The organism is Georgenia ruanii, from assembly GCF_009193175.1.
Lineage (GTDB): Bacteria > Actinomycetota > Actinomycetes > Actinomycetales > Actinomycetaceae > Georgenia > Georgenia ruanii.
Genome location: NZ_VUKE01000005.1, coordinates 19,735 through 44,670, shown reverse-complemented (window position 1 = coordinate 44,670; position 24,936 = coordinate 19,735). Strand labels below are relative to the sequence as shown.

At 74.9% G+C, this 24,936-nt stretch carries 22 protein-coding genes and 1 pseudogene; 11 read left to right on the top strand and 12 right to left on the bottom strand.

Annotated features, from left to right (window positions below; translation table 11 throughout):
• Nucleotides 1–35: 35 nt before the first annotated feature.
• A complete protein-coding gene (locus GD880_RS06875) occupies nt 36–1,253 on the top strand; it encodes an amidohydrolase family protein (RefSeq protein ID WP_152230894.1) in 1,218 nt (405 codons plus the stop codon).
• A 48-nt stretch (nt 1,254–1,301) separates the two neighbouring features.
• Nucleotides 1,302–2,369: a glutathione S-transferase family protein gene (locus GD880_RS06870; RefSeq protein WP_152230893.1), complete on the top strand. Its 1,068-nt coding sequence runs from the start codon at nt 1,302–1,304 to the stop codon at nt 2,367–2,369.
• Between the two features lie 101 nt (nt 2,370–2,470).
• On the opposite strand, the gene GD880_RS06865 is transcribed toward GD880_RS06870, so the two are convergent.
• Both GD880_RS06865 and GD880_RS06860 read right to left on the bottom strand, forming a co-directional pair.
• A complete protein-coding gene (locus GD880_RS06865) occupies nt 2,471–4,162 on the bottom strand; it encodes a hypothetical protein (RefSeq protein WP_152230892.1) in 1,692 nt (563 codons plus the stop codon).
• A gap of 209 nt (nt 4,163–4,371) precedes the next feature.
• On the bottom strand, nt 4,372–6,045 hold the full coding sequence (locus tag GD880_RS06860; protein ID WP_152230891.1) for an FUSC family protein: 1,674 nt from the start codon (nt 6,043–6,045) through the stop codon (nt 4,372–4,374).
• 158 nt (nt 6,046–6,203) lie between these two features.
• On the opposite strand from GD880_RS06860, the gene GD880_RS06855 reads away from it, so the two are divergent.
• Nucleotides 6,204–6,539 carry a TlpA family protein disulfide reductase gene (locus GD880_RS06855; protein ID WP_152230890.1) on the top strand — a complete coding sequence of 112 codons (336 nt, stop codon included), beginning with the start codon at nt 6,204–6,206 and terminating at the stop codon, nt 6,537–6,539.
• A 12-nt stretch (nt 6,540–6,551) separates the two neighbouring features.
• Here the strand turns inward: GD880_RS06855 and GD880_RS06850 are convergent, their stop codons facing one another.
• Nucleotides 6,552–7,319 carry an HAD-IIB family hydrolase gene (locus tag GD880_RS06850; protein WP_226909441.1) on the bottom strand — a complete coding sequence of 256 codons (768 nt, stop codon included), beginning with the start codon at nt 7,317–7,319 and terminating at the stop codon, nt 6,552–6,554.
• Between the two features lie 154 nt (nt 7,320–7,473).
• Between GD880_RS06850 and GD880_RS21160 the strand changes: the two are divergent.
• Nucleotides 7,474–8,300 (top strand): annotated as a pseudogene (locus GD880_RS21160) (aldo/keto reductase).
• 50 nt (nt 8,301–8,350) lie between these two features.
• On the opposite strand, the gene GD880_RS06840 reads toward GD880_RS21160, so the two are convergent.
• From GD880_RS06840 to GD880_RS06820, 5 genes are all read right to left on the bottom strand, one after another.
• Nucleotides 8,351–9,322, bottom strand: a complete 972-nt coding sequence (locus GD880_RS06840) for an NAD-dependent epimerase/dehydratase family protein (protein WP_152230888.1) — start codon at nt 9,320–9,322, stop codon at nt 8,351–8,353.
• Nucleotides 9,319–12,060 carry an alpha/beta fold hydrolase gene (locus GD880_RS06835; protein ID WP_152231035.1) on the bottom strand — a complete coding sequence of 914 codons (2,742 nt, stop codon included), beginning with the start codon at nt 12,058–12,060 and terminating at the stop codon, nt 9,319–9,321. The genes GD880_RS06840 and GD880_RS06835 overlap by 4 nt, the downstream gene beginning before the upstream one ends.
• A 5-nt stretch (nt 12,061–12,065) precedes the next feature.
• Nucleotides 12,066–13,097 carry a 3-oxoacyl-ACP synthase III gene (locus GD880_RS06830; RefSeq protein ID WP_152230887.1) on the bottom strand — a complete coding sequence of 344 codons (1,032 nt, stop codon included), beginning with the start codon at nt 13,095–13,097 and terminating at the stop codon, nt 12,066–12,068.
• A 194-nt stretch (nt 13,098–13,291) separates the two neighbouring features.
• Nucleotides 13,292–13,447, bottom strand: a complete 156-nt coding sequence (locus GD880_RS06825) for a methionine/alanine import family NSS transporter small subunit (protein ID WP_152230886.1) — start codon at nt 13,445–13,447, stop codon at nt 13,292–13,294.
• A complete protein-coding gene (locus GD880_RS06820; RefSeq protein ID WP_152230885.1) occupies nt 13,444–14,982 on the bottom strand; it encodes a sodium-dependent transporter in 1,539 nt (512 codons plus the stop codon). Before GD880_RS06820 ends, GD880_RS06825 begins: the two co-directional genes overlap by 4 nt.
• A 302-nt stretch (nt 14,983–15,284) precedes the next feature.
• Here GD880_RS06820 and GD880_RS06815 point away from each other — a divergent pair, with 302 nt between their 5' ends.
• The 4 genes from GD880_RS06815 (at nt 15,285) to GD880_RS06800 (ending at nt 18,579) form a co-directional block, all read left to right on the top strand.
• Complete coding sequence (locus GD880_RS06815) at nt 15,285–15,962, top strand: hypothetical protein (protein WP_152230884.1); 678 nt, start codon at nt 15,285–15,287, stop codon at nt 15,960–15,962.
• A gap of 204 nt (nt 15,963–16,166) precedes the next feature.
• Nucleotides 16,167–16,874, top strand: a complete 708-nt coding sequence (deoD, locus tag GD880_RS06810; RefSeq protein WP_152230883.1) for a purine-nucleoside phosphorylase — start codon at nt 16,167–16,169, stop codon at nt 16,872–16,874.
• A gap of 176 nt (nt 16,875–17,050) precedes the next feature.
• A complete protein-coding gene (locus GD880_RS06805) occupies nt 17,051–17,749 on the top strand; it encodes a hypothetical protein (RefSeq protein ID WP_226909440.1) in 699 nt (232 codons plus the stop codon).
• A gap of 221 nt (nt 17,750–17,970) precedes the next feature.
• The gene (locus GD880_RS06800) at nt 17,971–18,579 is read left to right on the top strand and encodes a TetR/AcrR family transcriptional regulator (RefSeq protein WP_193314394.1); all 609 of its coding nucleotides are present in this window, start codon (nt 17,971–17,973) and stop codon (nt 18,577–18,579) included.
• Between the two features lie 89 nt (nt 18,580–18,668).
• Here GD880_RS06800 and GD880_RS06795 read toward each other — a convergent pair whose 3' ends face one another.
• Genes GD880_RS06795 through GD880_RS06780 form a run of 4 tightly spaced genes read right to left on the bottom strand, consistent with a single transcriptional unit; the run spans nt 18,669 to nt 21,340 of the window.
• Nucleotides 18,669–19,517, bottom strand: coding sequence for a DNA-3-methyladenine glycosylase family protein (locus GD880_RS06795; protein WP_152230881.1), 849 nt, complete (start codon nt 19,515–19,517; stop codon nt 18,669–18,671).
• 32 nt (nt 19,518–19,549) lie between these two features.
• Nucleotides 19,550–20,248, bottom strand: a complete 699-nt coding sequence (locus GD880_RS06790) for a DNA-3-methyladenine glycosylase I (protein ID WP_152230880.1) — start codon at nt 20,246–20,248, stop codon at nt 19,550–19,552.
• 31 nt (nt 20,249–20,279) lie between these two features.
• Entirely contained in the window at nt 20,280–20,879 is a 600-nt protein-coding gene (locus tag GD880_RS06785) for a methylated-DNA--[protein]-cysteine S-methyltransferase (protein ID WP_152230879.1), read from the bottom strand.
• Nucleotides 20,876–21,340 (bottom strand): RNA polymerase sigma factor, encoded by a 465-nt coding sequence (locus tag GD880_RS06780; RefSeq protein ID WP_152230878.1) that lies wholly within the window; start codon nt 21,338–21,340, stop codon nt 20,876–20,878. Before GD880_RS06780 ends, GD880_RS06785 begins: the two co-directional genes overlap by 4 nt.
• 141 nt (nt 21,341–21,481) lie before the next feature.
• On the opposite strand from GD880_RS06780, the gene GD880_RS06775 reads away from it, so the two are divergent.
• The 3 genes from GD880_RS06775 (at nt 21,482) to GD880_RS20290 (ending at nt 24,685) form a co-directional block, all read left to right on the top strand.
• Complete coding sequence (locus GD880_RS06775) at nt 21,482–22,291, top strand: alpha/beta fold hydrolase (protein ID WP_152230877.1); 810 nt, start codon at nt 21,482–21,484, stop codon at nt 22,289–22,291.
• A 77-nt stretch (nt 22,292–22,368) separates the two neighbouring features.
• Entirely contained in the window at nt 22,369–23,718 is a 1,350-nt protein-coding gene (locus GD880_RS06770) for a WD40 repeat domain-containing protein (RefSeq protein WP_152230876.1), read from the top strand.
• 439 nt (nt 23,719–24,157) lie between these two features.
• The gene (locus GD880_RS20290; protein ID WP_193314393.1) at nt 24,158–24,685 is read left to right on the top strand and encodes a CarD family transcriptional regulator; all 528 of its coding nucleotides are present in this window, start codon (nt 24,158–24,160) and stop codon (nt 24,683–24,685) included.
• Nucleotides 24,686–24,936 lie beyond the last annotated feature (251 nt).

The following is a 24,936-nucleotide window of genomic DNA, read 5'->3' as shown; positions in this document are numbered from 1 at the left end:
CATGCGGACGAGGTGAGGTCGGCCATGATGACGTCATGACGAACCTCGAGGCTCCGGCAGGCCCGCGCGGCGCCAGCATCGCCGTGGTGGGCGGGCGCGTGCTGCCGATCGTGGGCCCGCCGATCGACGGTGGCACGGTGGTGGTGGTCGACGGCGTCGTCCGGGAGGTGGGCCGCGACGTCGCCGTCCCGCCCGGGGTGCCGGTGGTCGACGCGGCCGGCCGGTGGGTGCTGCCCGGCTTCGTCGAGGCGCACGCCCACCTCGGCGTCGCCGAGGAGGGCGAGGGCTGGGCCGGCGACGACTCCAACGAGACGAGTGGCCCCGTGATGGCGGCCGTGCGGGCCCTCGATGCCATCAACATCGAGGACCTCGGCTTTCGCGACGCCCTCGAGGGAGGGGTCACCAGCGCCGTCGTGAAGCCGGGGTCGGGCAACCCGATCGGCGGGCAGAGCGTCGCCATCAAGACCTGGGGCGGGCGCACCGTCGACGAGCAGGTCATCAAGGCCGCCGTCTCGGTGAAGTCGGCGCTGGGCGAGAACCCCAAGCGCGTCTACCACGACCGCAAGGAGCTGCCCTCGACCCGCCTGGGCGTGGCCCGCGTCATCCGCGAGGCGTTCGTCAAGGCCCGCAACTACGCCGACGCGCGCGAGCACGCGGCCCGCGGGAGCCAGCCGTTCGAGCGCGACCTCACCCACGAGGTGCTCGCCCAGGTGCTCGCCGGCGAGCTCGTGTGGGACCAGCACACCCACCGCCACGACGACATCGCCACCGCGATCCGCCTGGCCGAGGAGTTCGGCTACCGGCTCGTGGTCAACCACGGCACGGACGGGGCCAAGCTCGCCGCCCTGCTGGCCGAGAAGCACATCCCGGTGATCTTCGGCCCGATGATCTCCAACCGGTCCAAGGTGGAGCTGCGCGACCGGGGCCTGGAGAAGATCGTGGACCTCGCCGCCGCGGGCGTGCAGGTCGCCATCACCACCGACCATCCCGTCGTCCCGATCCAGTTCCTGGTCCACCAGGCCTCGATCGCGGTGAAGGCGGGGCTGGACCGCGACGTGGCCCTCGCGGCGCTGACGGTCAACCCGGCGCGGATGCTCGGCCTGGACGACCGCGTCGGCGCCCTGGCGCCGGGCCTGGACGGCGACGTCGTCGTCTGGTCGGGCGACCCGCTCGACCTCTACGCCCGGGCCGAGCGGGTGTTCATCGCGGGACGGGAGGTCTACGCGCACGGGCAGGTGGTGGAGCGCTTCTGACCCGCACCGCCTAGGCTTATTGAAACTTTGACCACTCGGGAGGAGACCATGAGCACCGAGACCACCACCGAGGCCGAGCGCCCCGAGCACCACGAGGGCGGGCGCTACACGACGCCGGGCCAGGAGTACTCCCGCGACACCCGCTACATCACCACCCGCATCACGGCCGACGGCCGCGACGGCTACGCGGTCGAGCCGGGCCGGTACCGCCTCGTCGCCGCCCGAGCCTGCCCGTGGGCCAACCGCACCCTCATCGTCCGGCGCCTGCTGGGGCTCGAGGAGGCCATCTCGGTCGGGCTGCCCGGGCCGACGCACGACGCCCGGTCGTGGACCTTCGACCTCGACGCGGGCGGCAAGGACCCGGTCCTGGGCATCCACTGGCTGCAGGAGGCCTACTTCAGGCGCTTTCCCGACTACCCGCGCGGGATCACGGTCCCCGCCGTCGTCGACATCCCCACCGGCGCCGTCGTGACGAACGACTTCGCCCAGATCACCCTCGACTTCTCCACCGAATGGACGGCGTACCACCGCGACGGCGCGCCGGACCTCTACCCCGAGGCGCTGCGCGAGGAGATCGACGCCGTCAACCGGCGGGTCTTCACCGAGGTCAACAACGGCGTCTACCGCTGCGGGTTCGCCGGCTCCCAGGAGGCCTACGACGCCGCCTACGCCCGGCTCTGGACGGCGCTGGACTGGCTCGAGGAGCGCCTCACCGACCGGCGCTACCTGGTGGGCGACACCATCACCGAGGCGGACGTGCGGCTGTTCACCACGCTGGTGCGCTTCGACGCCGTCTACCACGGGCACTTCAAGTGCAACCGCAACAAGCTCACCGAGATGCCGGCGCTGTGGGCCTACGCCCGGGACCTGTTCCAGACCCCCGGGTTCGGCGACACCGTGGACTTCCAGCAGATCAAGGAGCACTACTACATCGTCCACACGGACATCAACCCCACCGGGATCGTCCCGGCGGGCCCGGACCTGTCCGGGTGGCTGACCCCGCACGGGCGCGAGGCGCTGGGGGGCCGGCCCTTCGGCGCCGGCACCGCGCCCGGCCCGGTGCGCCCGGGCGAGGAGGTCGACCCCGCGCACACCGCGGCGGCGATGCGCGGCTGAGGTCAGCGGCGGCGCGGGCCGGGTGCCGTGGCGGCGCCCGGCCCCGGTGCCGGCCCCCGGGCCCCCGGTGCCTGTCCCCCGGCGCCGGGCCCCGGGCGGGTCTACTGGTAGCTGATGAAGTTCGGCGTCGGCTGGACCTGCATGGTCTGCTCCGGGGTGAGCATCGGGCTGTCCTCGTCGTAGAAGTTCTTCCACCCCCACGAGCGGATGCTCGGCGCGTTGGCGTGCAGGGTGCCCCAGGTGCCCGCCTTCGCCGGCTGGGAGCCCTGCCCGTCGGCGTGGATGAGGATGGCCAGCTCCGAACGCGACTGGTCGACGCCGTCGACGCCCGGGATCATCCGGACCTGGAACTGGTGGAGCACGAGGAGCTTCTGCGGCAGACGGTGCTCGCGGGTGAGGTCGGCGAGCCAGGTGACCACCTGGTTCACCTCGGCGACGTCGACCTGGCCGATCTGCCGCAGGTGCACCTGGTCCGGGCGCAGCCGCCACTCGGGGTCGAGCGCGAGCCCGACGTTGGGCATCGTCAGCAGCTCCTCGTACCGCTTGGCCTGGGTGACGAAGTCGGTGCGCCCGGGCTGCAGGTCGAGCACCACGTACTGCCCGTGCTCGTGCGCCAGCTCCACGAGCGGGCGCAGCTGCTCCACGCTCGCCTCGGCGGAGTAGTTCCCGTCGTCGCCCGGGCCGCCCGAGGCGACCGTGGCGATGATCTCCAGCGCGGGCACGACCGTGGTGCCGGTCAGCGGACGGTAGGGCTCGGCGTGCGCCTGGGCGCGTTCGACGGTGGCCGGCGCGTCCTGCTCCCCCAGCACCCCCAGCGCGCCGCTGCCCGGGTGCCCGTAGAGGGCCACGTAGGTCTTGCCGGGCAGAGCGAGCTGGCCGCCGCCGGGCAGCTCGACGCCGGTCGCGGCGGTGGCGGCGCGCCAGGCGAGGGTGCCCGCGTCGCCGAAGGCGGTGCCGAGGCCGACGACGACGTCCGGGGCGTTGGCGGCGGTCGTCCTGACCGTCTCGCTCGTCGCCCGGGGGTCGCCGCCAGGGACCACCAGCACCCGCGCGCCCGCGCTGCGGGCGTTCGCCACGGCGGCGGCCTGCGCCGGGTCGCCGGTGCTCATGACGACGACGCCCTCGGCCGCCGGCTTCGGGCGGGAGGTCTGCGGCAGCGACGGCGCCGCCTGACCTGACGGCGCCGCCTGACCTGAGGGGGCCGCCGCACCGGACGTGGCCGGCTCGTCCGCCGATGCGGGCGTGCCCTCCTCCGCGGGCCTCAGGTACGCCGGGGCGTCGGGGTCGAGGCCGGCCACCGCGGCCACCTCGCCGCCCGCCGCCACCGGGTCGCCGGTCGCCAGGGTCGCGCCGAGCAGCTCGCCCAGCGCCGCCGGGTCGGCCGGTGCAGGCACGGCGGTGACGTCGGCGCCGTCGGGCACGTCCGCCGTCCCGACCGTGAGCACCGCCTCCGGGTGCAGGCGCTCGAGCTCGGCGCCCACGGTCGCGTCATCGCCGTCGAGGAGCACCGGAACGCCGAGCACGACTGCGGCCGAGGCGGCGGGCAGCAGCGCCTCCCCCGTCGTGAGGACGACCACCGGCGCGGCGGCGAAGAAGGTCAGGGCGCTCTGCCGGGCGAGCTCCGCCGGGTCGTCGGTGCCCAGGACGGCGGTCTCCCCGGGGGCGACCAGCTCGCTCGCGGCGGGCGGCGGGGACGTCGTCTCGGTGGTCCCGCCGTCGGCGGAGGTGCAGCCGGCCAGGACGAGCGCGGCGACGAGCGCGGCGACGGGCACGAGCAAGGCGCGACGGCGCACGGGACTCCTTCCGGACGGGACTGGGCCCTGACACCGTACGTGCCTGCGCGGGCAGGCCGCACCCGATTCCCGGCGGAGGTGGTCCGCCTCACTGCGCCGTGCGACCCGGACTCCGGACGGTCACCCCCAAAGAGCGCCGGCGCGGCGAGGACGGCGCCCGGCCGATCGGCCGAGGCCCACCCAGACAACGGCCGCAGCGAGTGACCGCGTCAGCGGATGACGGCGCGCAGGTTGCCCAGGGCGATGGGGTCGGGCGGCACGCCCCGCTCGGCCGAGGCCCCCAGCGCCCAGCAGGCCCACGTCGCCCCGCCCACGCCGTCGGCCGGGCCGCTGGCGCGGGCGCAGCGGGCGAGCACCGTCAGCCCCAGCCACGCCGTCGACTCGCGGGGCTCGGCCCAGGTGGCCATGCCCTCGGGATCGTCGGTGAGCGCGCGGCCGGCGACCAGGGACAGATCCTGCATGTCCAGCGCGAGCTCGAGCTGCGCGGCGGCCCCCGCCGAACCCGTGATGGTCCCGGCGCCGATGTGCTCCAGCGCGTTGCCGCACGAGGCGAGCACGCGCCCGACGTAGTTGCGCACCATCGGCATGGCGCTGCCGCGGGCCACGACCAGCAGCACCACCACCGCCACCGCCAGCCCCACGACCGTGTCGAGCAGGCGCTCGGTGACGACGGGGAAGACCCCGTTGCTGGCCCCGCCGGTGGCGATCGTCAACGCCAGCGGGGTGATCAACGAGACCGCGACCGCGTAGTTGCGCGGCACGGCCAGCTCGATCGAGCCCTGGAGCACGATGAGGATGGCGACCGTCACCCATTCGCTCGGTCCCGCGGCCGTGATGGCCGCGAAGATCCCCAGCCCCACCACCGTGCCGATGAACCGGTTGCGTGCCCGGATGAGCGAGCGGCGCCGGTCGAGCCCCTGGTGGAGGACGAGGGCGGAGACCATCATCGCCCAGTACATGTGGTCCGTGCCGAGGGTCAGCGCGATCAGCCCGGAGACGACGATGCCCAGCGCCACGCGCCCGGCGGCGTCGACCGGCACCGTCGGGGTGTGCAGCGCGCGCCGGAGCATCAGCCAGGTGGTCGGCAGCCCGAGCGGGGTCTCGGTGCGGTCGGCGGCGAGGTCGGGGTCCGGCGAGCTGCCCGGTAGCATGTGCGAGGCGTAGGCCTGGTGCAGGGTCGACAGCTCCGCGGCCCGGGCCAGCGCCTCGGGCCGGCGCGAGGTGGTGTCGCCGGCGTCCCACAGCACGCCCCAGGCGCGGTGCAGCGCTCCGGCGGCCTCGGCGGACAGCCGCGCCGCCTCGGCGCCGTACCGGTCGGAGGCGAGGTAGCGCTCGACGGCGGCCCGCGCCTGGCGCACCGCCTTGACCTGCGGGGCGGCCCGGTCGAGCAGCAGGTCGGCCATGGCGATGGGGACCGCGCACGCCGCGCCGATCGCGGTGGCGGCGATCATCAGGGTCGGCGGCACCGTGCCCTGCGCCGGGACGAACCCGGCCACGCCGGCCACCATGACGAAGAAGAACGCCCCGGGCGGGCCAGAGCGCAGTGCCAGCGTGGCGTACGTGGCCACCGCACCGATCACCGTCAGCAGCAGGATCGCCGCCCAGCCGATGCCCGCCGTCAGCGCCCCGAGGGCGGAGCAGAGGACGAAGCCGAGCGCGACGACGACCAGCATCCGCCAGCGGTAGCGCATGGGCCGGCCGGCGCCGTAGAGCACGGTGAAGGCCCCGGTGCTCGCCATGAGACCGACCTCGTGGTGCCCCAGGAGCGTCAGCGCGGTGAGCGGGACCCCGATCGCGGCGCTGGCGCGCGCCGCCGTCGGCCAGGCCAGCGTGCGGATCGAAGTGCGGGCGTCCGTCCACCGGTCTCCCACCCGCTCGGTCACCTGCACGCTCCTCGTCCTCGGGTGCTTGTACCCGTTCAGGGTAACGACGCCCCGTCCCCGCGGCGCTGTGGGCGCAGCGTGGTGCCTCCCACCCGGGGCGGGGCCTTCATGACGAAGCCCACACGGCCGGCCCGCGGCCGGCGCGCGACAATCGGACCATGTCCGTGCCCACGCCCGACGGCGCCCCGCTCACCGCGGCCGACCTCGGCCTGCCCGCCGACCGCCTCGGGCAGCGGGCGACGCTGCTGCAGGTGTCGAGCGCGTTCTGCGCCCCGTGCGCGGCCGCGCGGGTGGTGGCCGCGCGGGTCGCCGAGACGGCCGAAGGGGTGCGGCACGTCGACGTCGACGTTGCCGGTCACGAACGGCTCGCCGCGGCCCTGGCGATCCGCAGCACCCCGACCGTGCTGGTGCTCGACGGCGCGGGGCGGGTGCGTCACCGCGTCGAGGGCGTGCCGCGCCTGGCCTGGCTGCGCGAGGCGGTCGCGGCGCTCTGAGCGGCCCCCGGGTCAGGCCCGGGTGACCGCCAGCCCGGCGACGATCCGCTCGACCAGCGCGGCGGTGTCCTCCCAGTCGGCGACGGCGTGGGTCGGCATGCCCAGGCGCACCACGGGGTAGTCGTTGCCGCCCTCGTCGAGCCGGTCGCCCACGAAGAGCATGTCCGCGACGTCGATGCCGGTCTGCTCGCTCAGGCGCTCCATGCCGTAGGCCTTGTCCACGCCCTTGCGGGTGATGTCCACCGACGTCGACCCGCCCGAGCGGACCTCGAGCCCGGGCAGCAGGGCGGCGACGGCGTCGCGCAGGGCGCCCTTCTTCGCGCCGGTGGGGTCCCACGCCTTCTTGGCCGCGAGCGGGGCCTGCTGGCCGAGGGCGGAGAAGGTGATCTGCGAGCCGCGGTCCTCGAGGATGTCGCCCCAGGTCTGCGCCTCCCACAGGCCCAGGCGCCGGGCCTCGCCCTCGACGGCGGCCACCGCGCGGCCGCGCTCGTCGTCGGTGAGGTCGTGGGCGTAGACCTGGCGCCACTCCCCGGCCTCGAAGCGCAGGTAGCGGGTGCCGCAGGTGGGCATGAGGTGCAGGCGGGCCAGCTGCTCCGCCGTCGCCGGCAGGTGGGCGAGCACCTGGTCGCGGAACTGGCCGAAGTGGCCGCCGGAGATGATGCACACCGGCAGCGAGTCGAGCAGCGCGGCGAGGGCGGCCCCCATGCGGGCCGGCATCGGGGACTTCGACGGCGCCAGGGTGTCGTCGAGGTCGAAGGCGATCAGTCGCGGATCCGTCACGTCTCGGTCTCCTGCTCGGCGGCCGCACCCGGCGGTGCGGGCACGCCGGGGCGGCGTGCTGTTCGAGCGATTATGCCCGCCAGAGTCCCCGTCCACGGCGTTCCGGGGCGTGAGGACCGGCGAGTCCGCCGCCCCGCCGGGCACAATGTGGGCCATGACTGTGCCCCGGTTCACGCTCAACGACGGCTACGCCCTGCCCGCCATCGGCCTGGGCACCTGGGCCATGTCCGACGACGAGGCGGCCACCGCCGTCGCCGAGGGCATCAGGACGGGCTACCGGCTCATCGACACCGCCGCCTCGTACGGCAACGAGGCGGGCGTGGGTCGCGGCATCGCCGAGTCGGGGGTGCTGCGCGAGGAGAGATCATCGTCACGAGCAAGCTGCGCGGACGCGACCAGGGCTACGAGGAGACGCTGCGGGCGTTCGAGACCACCCGCCGCGACCTCGGCGTGGAGTACGTCAACCTCTACCTCATCCACTGGCCGCTGCCCCGCCAGGACACGTACGTGGAGACCTGGAGGGCGATGATCAAGCTGCGCGAGGACGGGCTCGTGCGCTCGATCGGCGTCTCCAACTTCACCGCCGAGCACCTCGACCGCATCATCGGCGAGACCGGGGTGGCGCCGTCGGTCAACCAGATCGAGCTGCACCCCGGCTTCCCGCAGGACGAGATGCGGCGGGTGGACGCCGAGCGCGGGATCGTCACCCAGTCCTGGCGGCCGCTGGGCAAGGGCCGCCTCCTCGACGCGCCTGCGGTGGTGGAGGCGGCGGGCTTCCACGGTGTCACGCCGGCGCAGGTGATCCTCCGCTGGCTCCACCAGCTCGGGACGGTGCCGATCCCGAAGTCCTCCGACCCGCGGCGGCAGCAGGAGAACTTCGACATCTTCAGGTTCAACCTGCGTGAGCCGGAGATGGAGCGCATCAGCGCCATGGCCGGCGGGCGCCTCGGCGGCGACCCCGACACCCACGAGGAGTTCTGACCCGCCGGGACGCCCGCACCACCGACGGCGTTTCGCCAGCGCCCGGCCGGTCAGCGTGTGCCGTAGTACTCCGCCAGCCGCGCGAACCCCTCGTCCAGGGGGACCGTGGGCCGCCAGCCCAGCGCCTCGCGGGTGCGGCGCAGATCGAACCAGTGCGCGGTGGAGAGCTGCTCGGCGAGGAAGCGGGTCATGGGCGGCTCGTCCCGGCCGGGCCGCACCGCCCACACCTTCTCGATGACGCCCCCCGCCGCCCGGGCCACTGCGCCGGGCACCGCCCAGCGCGGCGCCGGCACGCCGCCGGCTCGGCACATCGCCGCGACGAGCTCGAACACCGGCCGCGGCTCGCCGTTGGTCACGACGAACGCCTCCCCGTGCGCCACCTCCGCCCGGTCCAGCGCGGCGACGAGCGCGCCGACGGCGTTGTCGACGTAGGTGGTGTCGATGAGCGCCGCGCCGGCATCCAGCCGGGGCAGCCGGCCCGCGCGGGCCCGGTCGACCACCCGCTGGACCAGCTGGGTGTCCCCCGGCCCCCACACGATGTGCGGCCGGACGGCCACGACGGCGAAGCCGGGCGCGTCGGCACCGAGGGCGAGCAGCTCGGCGGCCGCCTTGGTGCGCGCATAGCTCCCCCGGGCGAGCCCGGGCTGGGCGGGCCCGGCACCCTCGCCCACGATCGAGGCGCCGGTGTGTGCGACCGAGGGCGAGGAGACGAACACGAACCGCCCGGCGCCGGCGGCCCGGGCGGCCTCGAGCAGCATCCGGGTGCCCTCGACGTTGGTGCGCTCGAACTCGGCGAACGGGCCGGCGAAGGACACCTTCGCGGCCAGGTGCACGACGGCGTCCTGACCGCGAACCGCCGCCGTCACCACGCCGGCGTCGTCGACGGCGCCGCACACGTCCCGCGCGCCGGCGACGCCGGAGGGGCGCCGCTGCAGGGTGGTCACCTCGTCGCCGCGGGCGAGCAGCGCCGTCGCCACCTCCCGGCCGAGCATGCCGCTCGCACCGGTCACGAGCACCCTCACGGCCGGCCCGCCCGCAGCCCGGCGAGGAAGCGCGCCGCCCAGGCGGCGATCCGCGCGCGCTCGACCTTGGAGTTGTGCCGCACGTCGGTGGGCACCTCGGGGAGGCGCAGCACCGCCGCGACGGGCACCGCCGCGACCGACCGCACGGCGCGGGCGAGCCCCGCGGGCGCCAGCGCCGGCCGGTGCCGGGCGCCCGGGTCCATCTCGGGGTCGGTCTCGACGACCACGACCACCTGCTGGGCGCCCACCGGACCGACGCCGACCACCGCCGCGCGCCGCACCGCGGGCAGGGCGAGCACGTCGTTCTCGAGCTGGACCGGGGTGACGACGCCGTCGGGGGTGACGATGACGTGCGAGACCCGCCCCTCGATCCACAGCCGGCCGGCCGCGTCGAGGTGGCCGACGTCGCCGGTGCGGTGCCAGCCGGGCCAGGTGGCCGAGGCGTCCTGGGTCGCCCAGAGCCGGTCGTAGCGGTCCTTCAGGTGCGGCGCGGTGACGAGCACCTCGCCGGTGATCCCGGCCTCGTCGGTGGGCCGGCCGGTCGCCTGCCCCTGGTCGTCGAGGGGCACGATGCGGACGCGGACGCCGGCCACCGGCGTGCCCACGCAGCTCCCGCCGCCCGCGCCGGCGACAGCGCCCGCCCGCGCGTCGGCCTCGGCCGCCTCCACCTGCTCCAGCGAGACGTCGGTCACCGGCAGCACCTCGGTCATCCCGTACGGGGTGTGCAGCTCGGCGGCCGGCATGACGGTGCGGGCCCGCGCCAGGCGTTCGGAGGCGATCGGCGCGCCGGCGGAGAGGAACAGACGCACCCGGGCCAGCGCCGCGCGCTGCGCCGGCGACAGCGCGTCGGCGGTGCGCACGACGTTGGCCAGCGCCGACGGGGAGGCGAAGACGGCGTAGGCGTCGATCGCGGCCGCCGCGTCGCCCAGGGCCGCCGCGGTGAGGGTGGCCGGGCTGGTGACGTCCATGTCCGGGGTGGCGCTCGTGGCGCCGGTGGCCGTGCCCAGCAGCGCGAACGGCGCGAAGCCGGCGACGAAGCTCCGCTCGGGCGACAGGCCGTAGGTGGCGGCGACGACGTCGCGCATGCCGGCGAGGCGGCGGTGGGTGTACACCACGCCCTTGGCCGGGCCGGTGGAGCCGGAGGTGAAGAGGATCGTCGCGTCGGCGTCCGGGTCCGGCTCGGGCGGCAGCTGGCCGCCGGCGTCGTCGAGGACCGCGCCGCGGGCGAGGAGCTCGCGGATGCTGCCGAAGATCCGGAAGGTGCGCCGGCGGGTGTGAGCGGTGCGCGGCGGGGTGTAGCCGACGTCGTGCCCGCCGGGCACCGCGATGAACTTCCGCCCCGGCCAGCCCAGCAGGCGGGCGGCGACGAGGGCCTTCTCGATCCCGATGATGTGGTCGGGGGCGGCGCCGCGCACCGCCCGGGTCAGCCCCTTCAGCCCGAGGCCGGCGTCGGCGAGGACGACGACGGCGCCGAGGCGCAGGCACGCGAACAGGGCCGTGGTGAGGTCCACGCCGGGCGGGACGAGCAGGCTGACCCGCTGCCCCGGGCGCACGCCGGCGTCGGCCAGGCCGAGGGCGAGGTGGCGGACGCGGGCGGCGAGCTCGGCCCAGCTCAGCTCCGAGCGCCCCGCGCCGGAGAGCGCGACGACGGCGGTGACGGGCGAGTCGGCCTGCTCCTCCAGGGCGGCGTACAGGGGGCGGTACTCCCCCGCCGGCGCGGCCGGGCGGGCAGGGTGGTCGCGCGGCTCCTCCGCGCCCCCATCCGGGCCCCCTACCGCTGCGCCGCCGGCCGGGCGGTCGCGCTCGGCCGCGGGCCGTCCCACCCTCCGCCGCTCCAGCCAGTGCACGAGGGTGCCGGCGACCGCGGCGTCCTCCACCACGAGGTGCCCGGCCCCCTCGAACCGGTGGACGTCGGCGTGCGGGAGCCGGTCGAGCAGATCGCGGAGGTAGCGCTCGTAGAAGACGGGGTCGCGCGGGCCCCACATGACCAGCGCGGGCACGCGCAGCCCCCGGGTGCCGGCGGCGATGCGCTCGAGCTCGGCGTGGCTGGGGTGGGCGGCGTCGACGGGGATGTCCTCGACGAACGCGGCGATGCCCGCCCGGCCGGCGGCGCTGCGGTAGGGGGCCCGGTAGGCGGCCTTGACCTCCGGGGCCAGCGCCGGGCGCGCCAGCGCGAGGGTCACCTCGAGGAAGGTGGGGGTCGCCTCGGTGGCCGGGCCGTGCACCCGGCGGCTGCGCGCCAGCCGCAGGAGGTAGGGCACCTTGGTGCGGGCCGCGTGGTGGACGGCGGTGTTGGTGAGCACCACCGCGGCCAGCTCGCGCGGATGGTCCACGGCCCAGCCGAGCGAGACGATGCCGCCCCAGTCGTGCCCCACGGTCACCACCGGCCGGCCGTCCCACAGCGGTCCGGACAGGCCGAGCACGTCGGTGAGCTCGCCCAGCTCGCGCACCCGGTCCGCGAGCCGGTGGGTGACGCCGGTGCGCTCGGAGTAGCCCATCTCGAGCTGGTCGACGGCGACCGCGCGCCACCCGGCGGCCGCGCCGGCCGCGAGCACCGAGCGCCACAGGTAGGCCCACGTGGGGTTGCCGTGGACGCACAGCAGCGTCCCGCGGGGCTCGGCGCCGCCCAGGGAGCTGAGGTTGTCGAGGTAGTGCCAGCGATGCCCGCCCGCCACCACCTCCCGGGACCAGGCCGGGTCCACGCCGGGCCAGGCCTCGGGCGCCGGCCGCCCCGTCATGGCGGTCACCAGGCGAGCTCCAGGATGGCGGTGTTGAGCCCGGAGCCCACGCCCAGGCACATCACCCGGTCCCCGGCGCTGAGGGACTCGGCCTGCTCGGACAGGGTCATCGCGATGGAGGCCGGGCCGACGTTGCCCCACCGGTCGAAGGTGATCGGCACCGCCGCGGGGTCCAGGTCCACGGCCTCGACGATGGCGTGGGTGTAGGGGGTGGAGATCTGGTGGGTGACGTAGCGGTCCATGCCGGCGAAGTTCCACCCGTCCGCCTCGGCCTCGTGCCAGGCGTCGGTGACGAGCGCGAGCCCGTGGCGCAGGAGGTTCTTGGTGTCGGTGGTCATCTTCCCGAAGCTGCCCACGCACAGGTCGTGGTGCTCCGTGCCGGCGCGGGAGACCGACCCGACGATGCGGTGGCCGTCCGGGCGGTGCGAGGCCCGGCCGACCACGGCGGCCGCGGCGCCGTCACCGAGGGTGAGGGAGGCGAACTGGTCGGCGTAGTCCCGGCGGGTCACTCCGTCGGCCAGGAGCCGGGCGAGGGTGTCCTCCTGGGTGGGCCGCACGTCCTCGCCGTTGACGATGACGGCGTAGGCGACCTGCCCGGCGTCGACCATGGCCGCGGCCATCTGCAGGCCGTTGACGAAGCCCACGCAGGCGTTGGTGATGTCGAAGTTCAGCGCCGACGACGGCAACCCCATCCGGTCGTGGATGCGCACCGCCACGGACGGCTCGAGGGTGCTGCGCGAGACCGAGGTGTTGATGAGCAGCCCGACCTCGCCCGGGTCCACCCCGGCCTCGGCCAGCGCCTTGCTGCCGGCCTCCGCGGCCATGTCCTCGAACGCGGTGCCCGGCCGCCACCAGCGCCGTTCCCGCACCCCGGAGACCCGCTCGAGGAGGTGGTCGGGCAGGCGCAGCTTCTTGCGGGTGGGGGCCAGCCGCTCCTCGAACTCGGCGGACGTCACGACCACCGGCGCCTCGATGTGGGCGAGCGCCACGATGGCGCTGTCGCGGTAGCGGAAGCTGGCGTTTCCCCGTAGATGCACCACCTAAGGTTACGGAACGCCCGCTCGGCCGCGCATGCGAAGCGAACGGCGACAGGTCCCGGGAACTTGTCCCCGCCGTCGTTCGTCCGCGCGCGACCGGTGGGCACCCGTCACGGACGGACGCACCCCGTCCGGTTGTGGGTCATCTCACCGCTCCGGCGCATCCTGGTGCTCGTGGCACCGGCGTCTCGGTCTCACCGCTGCGGCGCGTCCGCGCCCTCCTCGCCGAGGACGCGGTCGACGTCGTCGTCGGGCAGCGGGTGCCGCAGGAGGAAGCCGACGGCGGCGCCCAGCCCGCCCCAGACCACCAGCAGCGCGACGACCAGCATGACGAGGGCGGCCGCGCTCATCGGACCGCCTCCGCCGGCACCGGCTCGGGCGCGAAGTCGTCCACCGGGCGGCGCCAGCGCAGGGCGGCGAGGGCGAGCGCCGCGAGGAGCGCGCCGCCGGCCACGCCCCAGCCCACCGCGTTGACGAACGCCCACGGGTACCCGCCGTAGGGCTCGGTGACGAGGTCGGCGAGGCTGGTGACGAGCATCAGCGTGAGCGCGAGCGGGACGACGGCGCCGACGAGCACCCGCCACCAGCGCCCCACGCGGGCGGTGGAGACCCAGTTGAGGTGGGCCTGCAGCTCCGGCAGCCGGCGGGCCCCGTAGGCCACCACGAGGCACATGGTGATGGCCGAGCCGATGACGCCCACCTCGTTGGCGTACTTGTCCGCCGTGTCGAGCATCGCCAGGCCGGACGTCGTCGAGTACAGGGCCAGGGAGATCAGCGCGCACAGCCCGCCGACGACGCCGACCCCCCGCGCCCGACCGAGGTCGAACTTCTCCTGGAAGGCGGCCGAGACGACCTGCAGGATCGAGATGAGCGAGGTGAACCCGGCCAGCGTGAGGGAGACGAAGAAGAGGATCCCGAACACCGGGCCGGCCGGCATCATCGAGATGACCTGCGGGAAGGTGACGAAGCTGAGGATGACGCCGCTGATCCCCTCGAGCTCGCCCACCGCCACGCCCTGCTGGTGGGCCATGAACCCCAGCGTGGCGAAGACGCCGAGGCCCGCCAGGACCTCGAAGGAGGAGTTGGCGAACGCCGCGACGTACGACGTCGGCACGAGGTTCGCGCGGCGGCGCAGGTAGCTCGAGTAGGTGAGCATGATGCCGAAGCCGATGGACAGCGAGAAGAAGATCTGGCTGTAGGCCGCGATCCACACCCCCGGGTCGGCCAGGGCGCTCCAGCTGGGCGTGAAGAAGGCGTCCAGCCCGTCCACGGCGCCGGGCAGGAACAGGGCGCGCACGACCAGCAGGGTGAAGAGCACGACGAGCAGCGGCAGCATGACCTTGTTCGCCCGCTCCAGGCCGCGCTGGACCCCGAGGGCGAGCACGACGAGGGTGACCGCCCAGACGGCCACCATGGGCCAGAAGATCCCGCCGACGACGTCGGTGCTCAGCGTGGGCCCGGCGTCCTGGAGGAAGTCGCCGACGAAGAACCCCGCCGGGTCGCTCCCCCACGCCTGGGTCACCGAGAAGCCGACGTAGCGGATCGCCCACACGAGGATGACCGTGTAGTAGGTGGCGATGACGAACGCGATGGCCACCTGGAACCATCCGAGCGCCTCGAACCGCCGGCCCAGGCGCCGGAACGCGGCCGGGGCGGAGCCGCGGAAGCGGTGCCCGAGGGAGTAGTCGAGCAGCAGGATCGGGATGCCGGCGGTGAGCAGGGCGACGAGGTACGGGATGAGGAACGCCCCGCCGCCGTTCTCGTACGCCACGCCGGGGAACCGCCAGATGTTGCCGAGGCCGACGGCCGAGCCGATCGCCGAGAGGAGGAACCCGAGCTGGCCCGACCACTGCTCCCGCTCGGGGGCCTGGGTGGTTGTGGTCACCGGCACACTGTGAAGGCAGTCACGACCGTCCGCAATCGCGGGCCCGAGCCGGGGCGGCGTCCGCGAGCCCCTCGCCGCCGGGCACTGAGCCGCGCGCAGCACGCGCCGCCGGGCACTGAGCAGCGCGCCCGGCACGCGCCGCCGGGCACCGAGCAGTGCACCCCAGCACGCACCCGCCGGGCACCCGGCCAGGGGCCCCCGGAGCCGGGGGACATCGGACGGGTACGTCCCCGTTGCACGTTGCTGTGCCGCGGAACACACTTCCTGTACCCCTGATGGACCACCCTGCGAGTGAGGTCGACATGCGAAGCGACCAGACTGACTTCCTTCCCGTTCTCGGCCGGGGCAAGCACCGCAGCCCGCGCCGTGGCGCGTGCTTCATGGAGATGGCATCTGTGCTGGCCGGGGAGCGGTGGAGCGACCACCCGGCGTGCACGCATCCGCTGCTCGCGCACCTCGCGCGGCTGGTCAACGACTTCACCAGCGACGCCGGCCGGCAGCGGCTCGCCCCGCTGGTGCCCTCGGTGATCGGGCTCAGGAGCAGCGACCGGCGCTGGGACCACGAGATCGCCCTGCTCGTGGCCACCCGGGCCCTGCCGTACGCCTCCGCGCTGCGCCGGCCCACGGTGGCCGTCGGCATCCTCGCCTGCGAGCGACTCCTCGCCCTCAACGAGGGCCGGGCCGTGGGGACGCTGCGCCCCGGCAGCGAGAACGCGCTCGGCCACGACCCCGCCGCGGCCGGGTGGGCCCAGGAGTTCGCCCGGCAGATGGGTCCCGACCACGTCACCCGGCACCCCGGGCCGGCGATCCTCGAGTACGCCGTCCCGGCCATCGCCCACTCCCGCGGCGCCGACGCCGACCGGATCCTCTACGAGCTGCTCACCGACGCCATCACGCTGTGCCAGCACATGTCGGACGAGGAGTCCCGGGCGGCGGAGCCGGCACCGGCGACCGAGGAGCGCGCCCCCGTCACGCAGTAGCGACCCCGCGCGGCGCGGCGCCATCGACGGCCCGGCGGAGCCCCCGCTCCGCCGGGCCGTGGCGCGCCCGCGTCCGTCTGTCGGCCCGAGGCCGTGGTCCCGCCCGCGTCCGTTCCGACGTGGGACGATGGTCGGCGCCGCCCGAGCGGCACGCCCTCCGCGCGGTCCTCGCGGGCCGCCGGCGCACCCGACCGAAGGAGCCCCATGGCCACCCCGCACATCGCCGCCGAGAAGGGCGACTTCGCCCCCGCCGTCCTCATGCCCGGGGACCCGCGGCGCGCCGAGCGCATCGCGAGCCTGCTCATGCCCGACGCGCGGAAGGTCTCGGACGTGCGCGGGATCGGCGCCTACACCGGCACCGTGAACGGGAAGCCGCTGTCCGTCATGGCCTCGGGCATGGGGATGCCGTCCATCGGCATCTACGCCAACGAGCTCTTCGCCGAGTACGACGTCCGACGCATCATCCGCGTGGGCACCGCCGGCGGCCTGGCACCCAAGGTCACCGTGGGCGACGTCGTCATCGCCCTCGGCGCCCACACCGACTCGGCGATGAACACCAGCCGGATCCCCGGGATCCACTTCTCCGCGGTCGCGTCCTACCCGCTGGTCGCCGCCGCGGTCGCTGCCGCCGGGGACGCGACGAACGTCCACGTCGCCCCCGTCGTCTCCCGCGACCACTTCTACGGCAATCCGCCGGAGCAGATCCAGGCCCTCGCGGACTACGGCACGCTGGCGGTGGAGATGGAGGCTGCGGCGCTGTACGCCGTGGCCGCCCAGCACGACCGCGAGGCGCTGGCCGTCCTCACCATCTCCGACCACCTGCTCGACCACTCCCAGGACATGAGCGCCCAGGAGCGCGAGGAGAACTTCGCGCGGGCCCTGCTCCTCGCCGTCGCCGCCGCGCACTGCTGAGCAGCCGGCCGGCGGTCATGCCCTCGCCCCGCCCCGGTCAAGGCAACACCCCGGGTGACGCCCGATTTCGTCCGCCCAACTCGGCGTCACCCGTTGCACGGCCCCGGCGCCAGGCGCAGACTTGACGGGGTCAGGAGCGCATCACCCCCAGTGCCGAGGCCGGTGAGATCGTGATGATGAGGACCGATCAGCCAGACATGCTCCCGATGCTCTCCCGCGGGAAGCACCGGAACCCACGACGCGGCGCGTGCTTCATGGAGCTGGCGTCCTTCCTCGCCGGCGAGCGGTGGAGCGACCGCCCGGCGTGCACCCATCCCCTTCTGGCGCATCTCGCGCGGCTGGTCAACGACTGCACCTCCGACCGTTCGCGCCCGAAGCTCGCTCCGCTCATCCCCTCGGTGATCGGCCTGACGAGCAAGGACCCGCGCTGGAACCACGAGATCGCCCTGCTCACCGCGACCACGGCGCTGCCGGTGGTGGCCGAGGAGACCCAGCGGGCCCTGGCCGTGGGCATCCTCAGCGTCGACCGCATGCTCGCCGACGGCGACGGCCGGGAGCCCGGCACGCTGCGACCGGAGACGGAACGGGCGCTGGCCGATGTGCCGCTCGCGGCGCGGTGGGCCCGCGACTTCATCGCCCACGGCGTCATCGGTCCGGTGCGCTACCACCCCGGTCCGGTCATCCTCGACTTCGCGGTGCCGGGCATCGCCACGGCGTGCGTCGGCGATGCGGACGACCGCTTGCGCGAGCTGCTCACCTCGGCCATCGCCCTGTGCCAGGAGCTGGCGCGGGCGGAGCGGGGCGCGACGGCGGACACGACCGCCGAGCTGCGGCCCGAGCAGTGGCTGCTCGTGGTTTCTCCGGCGGCGCGCTGACGACTCCCGTCGGGAGGGCAGGCCTGGTGGCCTGCCCTCCCGTCTGCCGCTCGCCTGCCCGCCAGACGAGCCCGCTTCGTCGGCGGCGCCTTTTCATCTGCGAATGTCGTCGTGATGTCGCCCCGGGCCCCATGCCCCGCAGGTAGCCTCCTGGCAACCCGTCGAGGAAAGGGACCTGACTGATGTCGCAGCAGCAGACGCCCGCGCCTGAGCAGCCCCCCATGCGACGGGGGCCGGGGCGCCCGCGGCACGCGGACACAGAGGCCCGCGCGTACCGCGCCGTGCTCGAGCTGTTCGGCCAGAGGGGCTGGGCCGGGCTCAGCCTCGACGGTGTCGCCACCCACGCCGGCATCGGCAAGTCCTCGATCTACCTGCGGTGGAAGGACAAGCGGGACCTCCTCATGGACGCCCTGCACGACCTCGAGGAACACCTGGTCGTGCCGGACGAGAGCGAGAACCTCACCATCCGCGAGTACCTCGTCGGCCACGCGGTCGCGCGCGCCGAGCTGTACCTGGGCGAGCACGGACGCGCTCTCACCCATCTCTACTCCGCCGCCCAGGCCAACCCGGCCGAGTTCGACGAGATCCGTCAGCGAAGCATCAGCCGCGGGTTACTGAGCCTGCACGACCGGATCCAGCAGGCCTGCGGAAGCGGCGAGCTGCCCCCGCAGACCCCGGTGGACCAGCTGCTGGACGCCATCGAGGGTGCCGTGCTCGTCCACGTGCTCTTCAGCTCGCCGAGGAGCGCCGACGATCTGCGGGCCGGGATCCGGGACTACGTGGGCACGCTCGTCGACGTCCAGCTGCGTGGGGTGGGCGCCGCGGCCTGAGGCGGCGTCGGCTCCCGGCGAGCCCGCTCCCCCACACCGAGCCCGTCAGACGTAGGCGTGCGCCCCGTCACACGTAGGCGTGCGCCCCGTCACACGTAGGCGTGCGCCGTCCACAGGTGCGTGACGGCGTAGGCCCGCAGCGGCCGCCACGGCTCGGCCTGGGCGAGAGCGGCCGCCGGGGCGGGGTTCCCGAGCGCCCGCCGCAGGACGAGGTCGGTGGCGGGGAAGGCGTCCCGGTCCCCCAGCGCCCGCAGGGCGAGGTAGTCCGCGGTCCACGGGCCGATCCCCGGGAGGGCCAGCAACCGACGCCGCACGGAGGCCGGGTCCTGCCCGGGCCGGAGGTCCAGCCCGTCGGCGCACGCCTCGGCCAGGGCGATCAGCGTCCTGGCCCGAGCCCGGGTGATCCCGACCGCCGCGCGAAGCTCCTCCGGGGCGGCTCCCGCGATCACGGCCGGCCGCGGGAAGGCGCGCAGACCCAGCGGCGCGGCGCCGCCGTGGGCGGCCACGAGCCGGCCGGCGAAGGTCCGGGCGGCGGCGAGCGAGACCTGCTGGCCCAGGACGGTCACGGCGGCCGCCTCGAAGCCGTCCACGTGCCCCAGCACCCGCAGCCCCGGCCGGGCGGCGACGAGCGGGCCGAGCAGCGGGTCGGCGCCGAGGACGTCGGCGACCGCCGCCGGGTCGACCTCGAGGTCGAGCCAGCGGCGCACCAGGGCGACCACCTCGGCCTCGTCGCCGGGGTGCGCGTGGACGGTGGCCGCGACGTGGTCGTCGGCCAGGCGCACAGTGACGACGGCGGGGCCGTGCGGGGCCGGCACGGTGCGGGTGTGGCGCGCCGCCTCCGGCTCGGCCCGCTCCACGCCCGGCACGGCGTGGGCGGCCAGCGCCGCCAGCACCGGGGCGACGGCGAAGGGCGGGTGCAGAGCGATCCGGACGCTCACGCCGGCTCCGGTGGCCGCCCCGGCCCTGCCGCTCACCGGCGCGTGCCGTCGGCCGCCCACAGGCCCGAGCTGCCGCGCCGGTGGGAGCCGACCAGGTGGGTATCGACCATGCCGATCGCCTCCATCAGGGCGAACATCGTGGTCGGCCCGACGAAGGCGAAGCCGCGTCGGCGCAGCTCGCGGGAGAGCGCCACCGACTCCTCGCTCGTGGCCGCGATCTCGGCCGGCGTGCGCGGCGCCGGCGTGGTCGCCGGCTGGAAGGACCACACCAGCGCCGCGAGCCCGCCCTCGGCGCGCAGCGCGATCGTGGCGCGGGCGTTGGTGATGGTGGCGCGGATCTTGGCGCGGTTGCGGATGATGCGGGGGTCGGCGAGCAGCCGCGCGGCGTCGTCGTCGTCGAACCGGGCCACCTCGTCGGGATCGAAGCCGCGGAAGACCTCCCGCAGGGCCGGGCGCTTGCGCAGCACGGTCGCCCAGGACAGCCCGGCCTGGAAGCCCTCCAGGCAGACCCGCTCGTACACGCCCTGCTCGTCCCGGATCGGCAGGCCCCACTCGGTGTCGTAGTAGGTGCGCAGCAGCGGGTCGGTGGCCGCCCAGCCGGGCCGGGCCAGGCCGTCGGGCCCGACGACGACGCCGTCGCTCACCGGGGCGGCGCCCGCTCCCGGCGTCGAGGAGGCAACCGGTGCGGTAGGCGCGGCGGCGGCCGAGCCGGCGCCGGAGGTCTGCGTCATGCGCCCACCCTGCCAGGGACCCCCGACATGCTCATGCGGCGCCCTCGAGCTGCAGGAGGCGGCGCTTGACCTCCGGGCCGCCCAGGTACCCGCCGAGGGCGCCGTCCGAGCGGAGCACCCGGTGGCACGGCACCACCAGCGGCACCGGGTTCGTGGCGCAGGCGGTGCCCACGGCGCGCACCGCGCGGGGCCGGCCGGTGGCCGCGGCGACCTCGGCGTAGCTGGCGGTGCGCCCGAACGGGATGTGAGGCAGCTGGTCGAGGACCTCGCGGCGGAACCCGCCCGCCAGGCGCAGGTCGACCGGGAGGTCGAAGCTGCGGCGCCGACCCGCGAAGTACTCCGCGAGCTGGCGGGCGGCGTCGTCGAGCCGGGCGGGGGCGCGGAGGATCCGCGGGCTGATGCGCTCGGCGAGGCGGACCAGCACGGCGTCGTGGTCCTCGCTGGCGAAGGCGATCCGCACCAGCCCCCGGTCGGTGGCGGCCAGCAGGAGCGGGCCGACGGGGGTGTCGAGGGTGCGGTAGGCGACGTCGAGCACGCCGCCGGTGGCGGCGGCGTCGACGAGCCGAGCGCGGAGCCGGTCCAGGTCGGCACCGCTGACGGTGTCGAGCGGGCGCAGCGGGTCGGTGGTCATGGCCGCTCCTTGAGCAGGGTCCGCAGGGTCCGCATGCCGTCCGCGGCGGCGCGGCGGGCGGCGTCGGCCGACCCGCCGACCAGCGCGGCGACGTCGGCGTAGGGCAGGCCGACGAGGTGGTGGTAGGCGATGGCCTCGCGCTGGCGGGTGGTCAGCGCGCGCAGGGCCCGCCACAGGTCCTCGTCCGCGGGCTGGTGCCCGTCGACGGCGGTCTCCGGCAGCTCGGGCACCGGCACGGCGCGGCGGCGCCGGGCGCGAAGCTGGTCGAGGGCCTTGCGCCTGGCGATCGTCACGAGCCAGGCCTCGACGTTCGCGTCCGCGGGCAGCTCCGGGTAGGCGCGCAGCGCGGCCAGAAAGGTCTCCGACCACGCGTCGTCGGCGTCGGTGGGCCCGAGGAGCGCACGGCACACCCGCAGCACGGTGGGGCCGTGCTCGTCGACGACGCGCTCGAAGGGCTTCACGGTGGGCAGACGTCCCGGGAGGTGAGGTTGTGAGGTCTCGACCCTAAACCGCCGGCCAACCGCCGTCGGCCACGGTGTTGACCGCACCGCGAGCACGTCCGCACCCTAGACGTGGCGGGGCGAGCGCGGGGAGGCGGCACCGTGGACACCGTGGTCTCGAGGGACGGCACGGTCATCGCGTACGAGCGCACCGGCGAGGGGCCGGCGGTGGTCCTTGTCGGCGGGGCGCTGAGCAGCCGCGAGACCGCGGCGCCGCTGGCGTCGCAGCTGGCCGGGCCGGTCGCCGCGGTCAGCTACGACCGGCGCGGCCGCGGGGACAGCGGTGACACCGACCCCTATGCGGTCGCCCGCGAGGTGGAGGACCTCGCGGCGGTGGTGGAGGCGGTCGGCGGCAGCGCCCGGGTGCTCGGCTACTCCTCGGGCGCCGCTCTCGCGCTCGAGGCGGCCGCCGAGGGCGTCCCGATCACGCACCTGGCGCTGTACGAACCGCCGTACATCGTCGACGAGTCCCGCCCGCCGGTGCCGCCCGACTACCTCGACCGGCTGACCTCTCTGCTGCGGGCCGGTCGCCGCGGCGACGCCGTCGCCCTGTTCTTCACCGAGGCCGCCGCGATGCCCGCCGACGCGCTCGACCAGCTCCGCCGCTCGCCACTGTGGGAGGTTGGCGAGGCCCTGGCCCACACCCTGCCCTACGACGCGACGATCATGGCGGAGAGCACCCGCGGCGACACCTTCCCACCCCGGTTGTTCGGCGACGTGCACGTGCGCACGCTCGTGCTCGACGGCGGAGCGAGCCCGGCGTGGATGCATCGGGCGGCCCAGGCGGTCGCCGATGCGCTGCCGCTCGGGCAGCGCCGCACGCTCGAGGGCCAGACGCACCGCGTCGATCCCGAGGTGCTGGCGCCGGTCCTGCTGGACTTCTTCGCCGTCGAGGAGGCGTTCGGGGCCTGACCGCCCGTGCCGCGCGAGGCCCTTAGCTGACGCTCATCACGCCCCTGCGGCACCCGCGGCGTTGCTATCTTCCGCGCATGAGGGCAACACGGTGGTTGCCGCCGGCAATCGGCATCGCGGTGCTCGCGGTGGCTCTGGCTGTGGCCTTCCTCCCCGGCAAGGCGCCAGCGTCCGCCGGGGGCCGCCCGGCGAGCGTGCCGGCACGGTTGGCGGACTACTCGTACCTCACCGGTGACGTGTCGGCCTCGCCGCCCGGGCGCGCGGTGGCCCTCTACCAGCATGGCTTCGGCGTGGAGTTCATGGACTTCCCCCAGGCGGTCATGCTCGGCGCCGACGGCGACGTCTACCGCCGGGTGGGCGTGGCGGAGGCCCGGGGCGGTCCAGAGACCCAGGGTGACGCCGCTCCCATGCTGCTGTCCCCGGACGGGACCCGCATCGCCGTCGGGGACTACGCCAGCTCCGCACCGGACGTTGCCGTGCTGGACCCGACGTCTGGGCGCGTGAAGGTGCACCCGGTGCCCGGCGGGCGCAGCGCCATCCCGCTGGCCTGGTCGCCCGACTCGACGCTGCTCGCCTACCTGACCACGGCGGAACCGAGCAATCCGTACACGGGCACCGCAATCACCGGCGACGTCGGTGTGCTGGACGCACGCGCCGGCACGGCGAGCATCCTTCCTGGTCCGCCCGACGTCCGGGCCGTGGCGTTCTCGCCGGACGGCACACAGATGGCGATCCACCGCATCGAGCCCGACGGCACCGCGGAAGACTGGGGCATCCCGCGGCTGGGCGGCGGCACGGTCGACATCGTGGCCCTGGACGGCACGGTCCGCCGGCAGATCGAGCTGCCGTCCGACCGGTACCTGTCCGGCCCCGCCGCCTGGTCCCCCGACGGCACGTTGCTGGCGACCCGCAGGCAGTCGACGGAGTGCGACGACCAGATCAACGGGTGGGACGAGGTCCCCTGGCAGAGGTGCCTGGACCAGCAGGACGACACTGTGTTCGTCGATGTCGCGGGCGGCGGGGACGCGGTGCCACCCGCCCTCCCGACCGGGTTGGTCGGATCGCATGGCCTGCTGGGATGGACCGACACCGACGAGGTGATCGTCCTCGACAACTACCCGACGCCCGGGGATCCGGAGGCAGACACCGCGCTGTACTGGCTGACCGCCGTGCCTCTCGACGGCGGCGAGCCGCGCCGACTCAGCGCGGTACCGGGAGGCGGGAACTACGGGGTGGGCAACTTCCAGCTGGCGACTGCCCTGCTGCCGGACCTGCAGGTCCGCGAGGCCGGCGAGGTCGATCGCGGCCGGTGGCCGGCATGGCTGCGCCTCGGCACCGCTGCCCTGAGCGCCTGCGTCGCGCTGCTCGCGACCCGGATCATCATCCGACGCACCGAGAGGCCGGCAGTCCCACGAGGACCGCGCTGATGACCGAGGCTCCGCATCGAGCGCGAGGTGGCTTGCCCCGCGGACTCGCGGATCCAGGCGTTTGCGCAGGTAGGGCGACGGTTGACGCCGAGTGGCCAACGAGAAATTGCTCCGTGACGTCGCGCCTGACATGCTCAAAAGGAGCCGCATGAATTTCTGGAAAATCGGGCATCGCTCGCGACTGCCAAGGCCCCTCTGGAATTTACCAGCGTTATCTGAGAGCATGGCCCGACCGGCTCGCCAGGGTCGGACACTCCACCGGACGGCTTCGAGTCCATCTCCGCGCGCTGCACAGGCATCGCCCCTCCGGACTCCCCAGCACCTGGTACAAGCACTCGGCAGCCCGCCATGGCTGCCTCTCGCCGGTGGACGCCCACCCGAGCGCGACGCTCCCCTCTGGAGCGCGCAGCCGGCGGCGTTTCGTCGAAAGGTTTACGCGTTGCATTACTTTCCCGGTCAGGTTCTCGTACATCCCCACCACGGCCCGGCTACCGTCTCGCAGATCCTCGACCGCAAAATCGGCAAGGGCCGTCAGCGTTATCTGAAGCTGGACGTACACAACACCGACCTGTCGGTCGGAGTGCCGCTGGAGCAGGCCCGGGAGCTCGGTGTGCGACCGCTGCTCGATGCCGACGGTCTGCGCGAGGTCTTCGACCTCCTGCTTGCGCCGAGCGGAGAGAAGGACGGGGTGTGGTCCCGCCGCGTGAAGAAGAACGCCGAGCGCCTGCGCTCCGGCGACATCCGCGTCATCGCCGGCCTGATCCGGGACCTCACCCGGTGGAACCAGGAGAAGCGGCTCTCGTTCGGCGAGACGACGATGCTCCGGGACGCGCTCACCCCGTTCGTCGCCGAGCTCGCCCTCGTGCTGGGCATCGGCGCGCCCGAGGCCACCGCCGTCGTCGAGGCGGCGGTTCTCGAGGGCACCCGCCCCAGCGTCCCGCGGTCGGAGCTCGCAGCCGCGAGCTAGCCGCGCGCCCGCCGCGGCGCGGTGGCGCCGCCCGGGGCGGTGGCGACCTCGGCCGCGGTCCCGGTGGCGACCACACGTCCGACCGCGTCACCGCCGTCGGGGCCCCGGCCGATGACCCAGTCGTAGACCGCTGGACGAGCCCGCCCGACCTGCTTAGAGTCGCCGTACCGCGTATCCGTGCAGAGCGATGTCCGTCGACGGAGAGGACAGTCGTGGTGGTGGACCCGTCCGCCTCAGGCGCCCGGAGCCGC

Coding starts and splice junctions, on each gene's coding strand:
- GD880_RS06875 (WP_152230894.1), top strand. CDS start 36: ATGACGAACCTCGAGGCTCCGGCAGGCCCGCGCGGCGCCAGCATCGCC.
- GD880_RS06870 (WP_152230893.1), top strand. CDS start 1,302: ATGAGCACCGAGACCACCACCGAGGCCGAGCGCCCCGAGCACCACGAG.
- GD880_RS06855 (WP_152230890.1), top strand. CDS start 6,204: ATGTCCGTGCCCACGCCCGACGGCGCCCCGCTCACCGCGGCCGACCTC.
- GD880_RS06835 (WP_152231035.1), bottom strand. CDS start 12,060: ATGACGGGGCGGCCGGCGCCCGAGGCCTGGCCCGGCGTGGACCCGGCC.
- GD880_RS06825 (WP_152230886.1), bottom strand. CDS start 13,447: ATGAGCGCGGCCGCCCTCGTCATGCTGGTCGTCGCGCTGCTGGTGGTC.
- GD880_RS06815 (WP_152230884.1), top strand. CDS start 15,285: ATGCGAAGCGACCAGACTGACTTCCTTCCCGTTCTCGGCCGGGGCAAG.
- deoD (WP_152230883.1), top strand. CDS start 16,167: ATGGCCACCCCGCACATCGCCGCCGAGAAGGGCGACTTCGCCCCCGCC.
- GD880_RS06805 (WP_226909440.1), top strand. CDS start 17,051: ATGAGGACCGATCAGCCAGACATGCTCCCGATGCTCTCCCGCGGGAAG.
- GD880_RS06800 (WP_193314394.1), top strand. CDS start 17,971: ATGCGACGGGGGCCGGGGCGCCCGCGGCACGCGGACACAGAGGCCCGC.
- GD880_RS06790 (WP_152230880.1), bottom strand. CDS start 20,248: ATGACGCAGACCTCCGGCGCCGGCTCGGCCGCCGCCGCGCCTACCGCA.
- GD880_RS06785 (WP_152230879.1), bottom strand. CDS start 20,879: ATGACCACCGACCCGCTGCGCCCGCTCGACACCGTCAGCGGTGCCGAC.
- GD880_RS06770 (WP_152230876.1), top strand. CDS start 22,369: ATGAGGGCAACACGGTGGTTGCCGCCGGCAATCGGCATCGCGGTGCTC.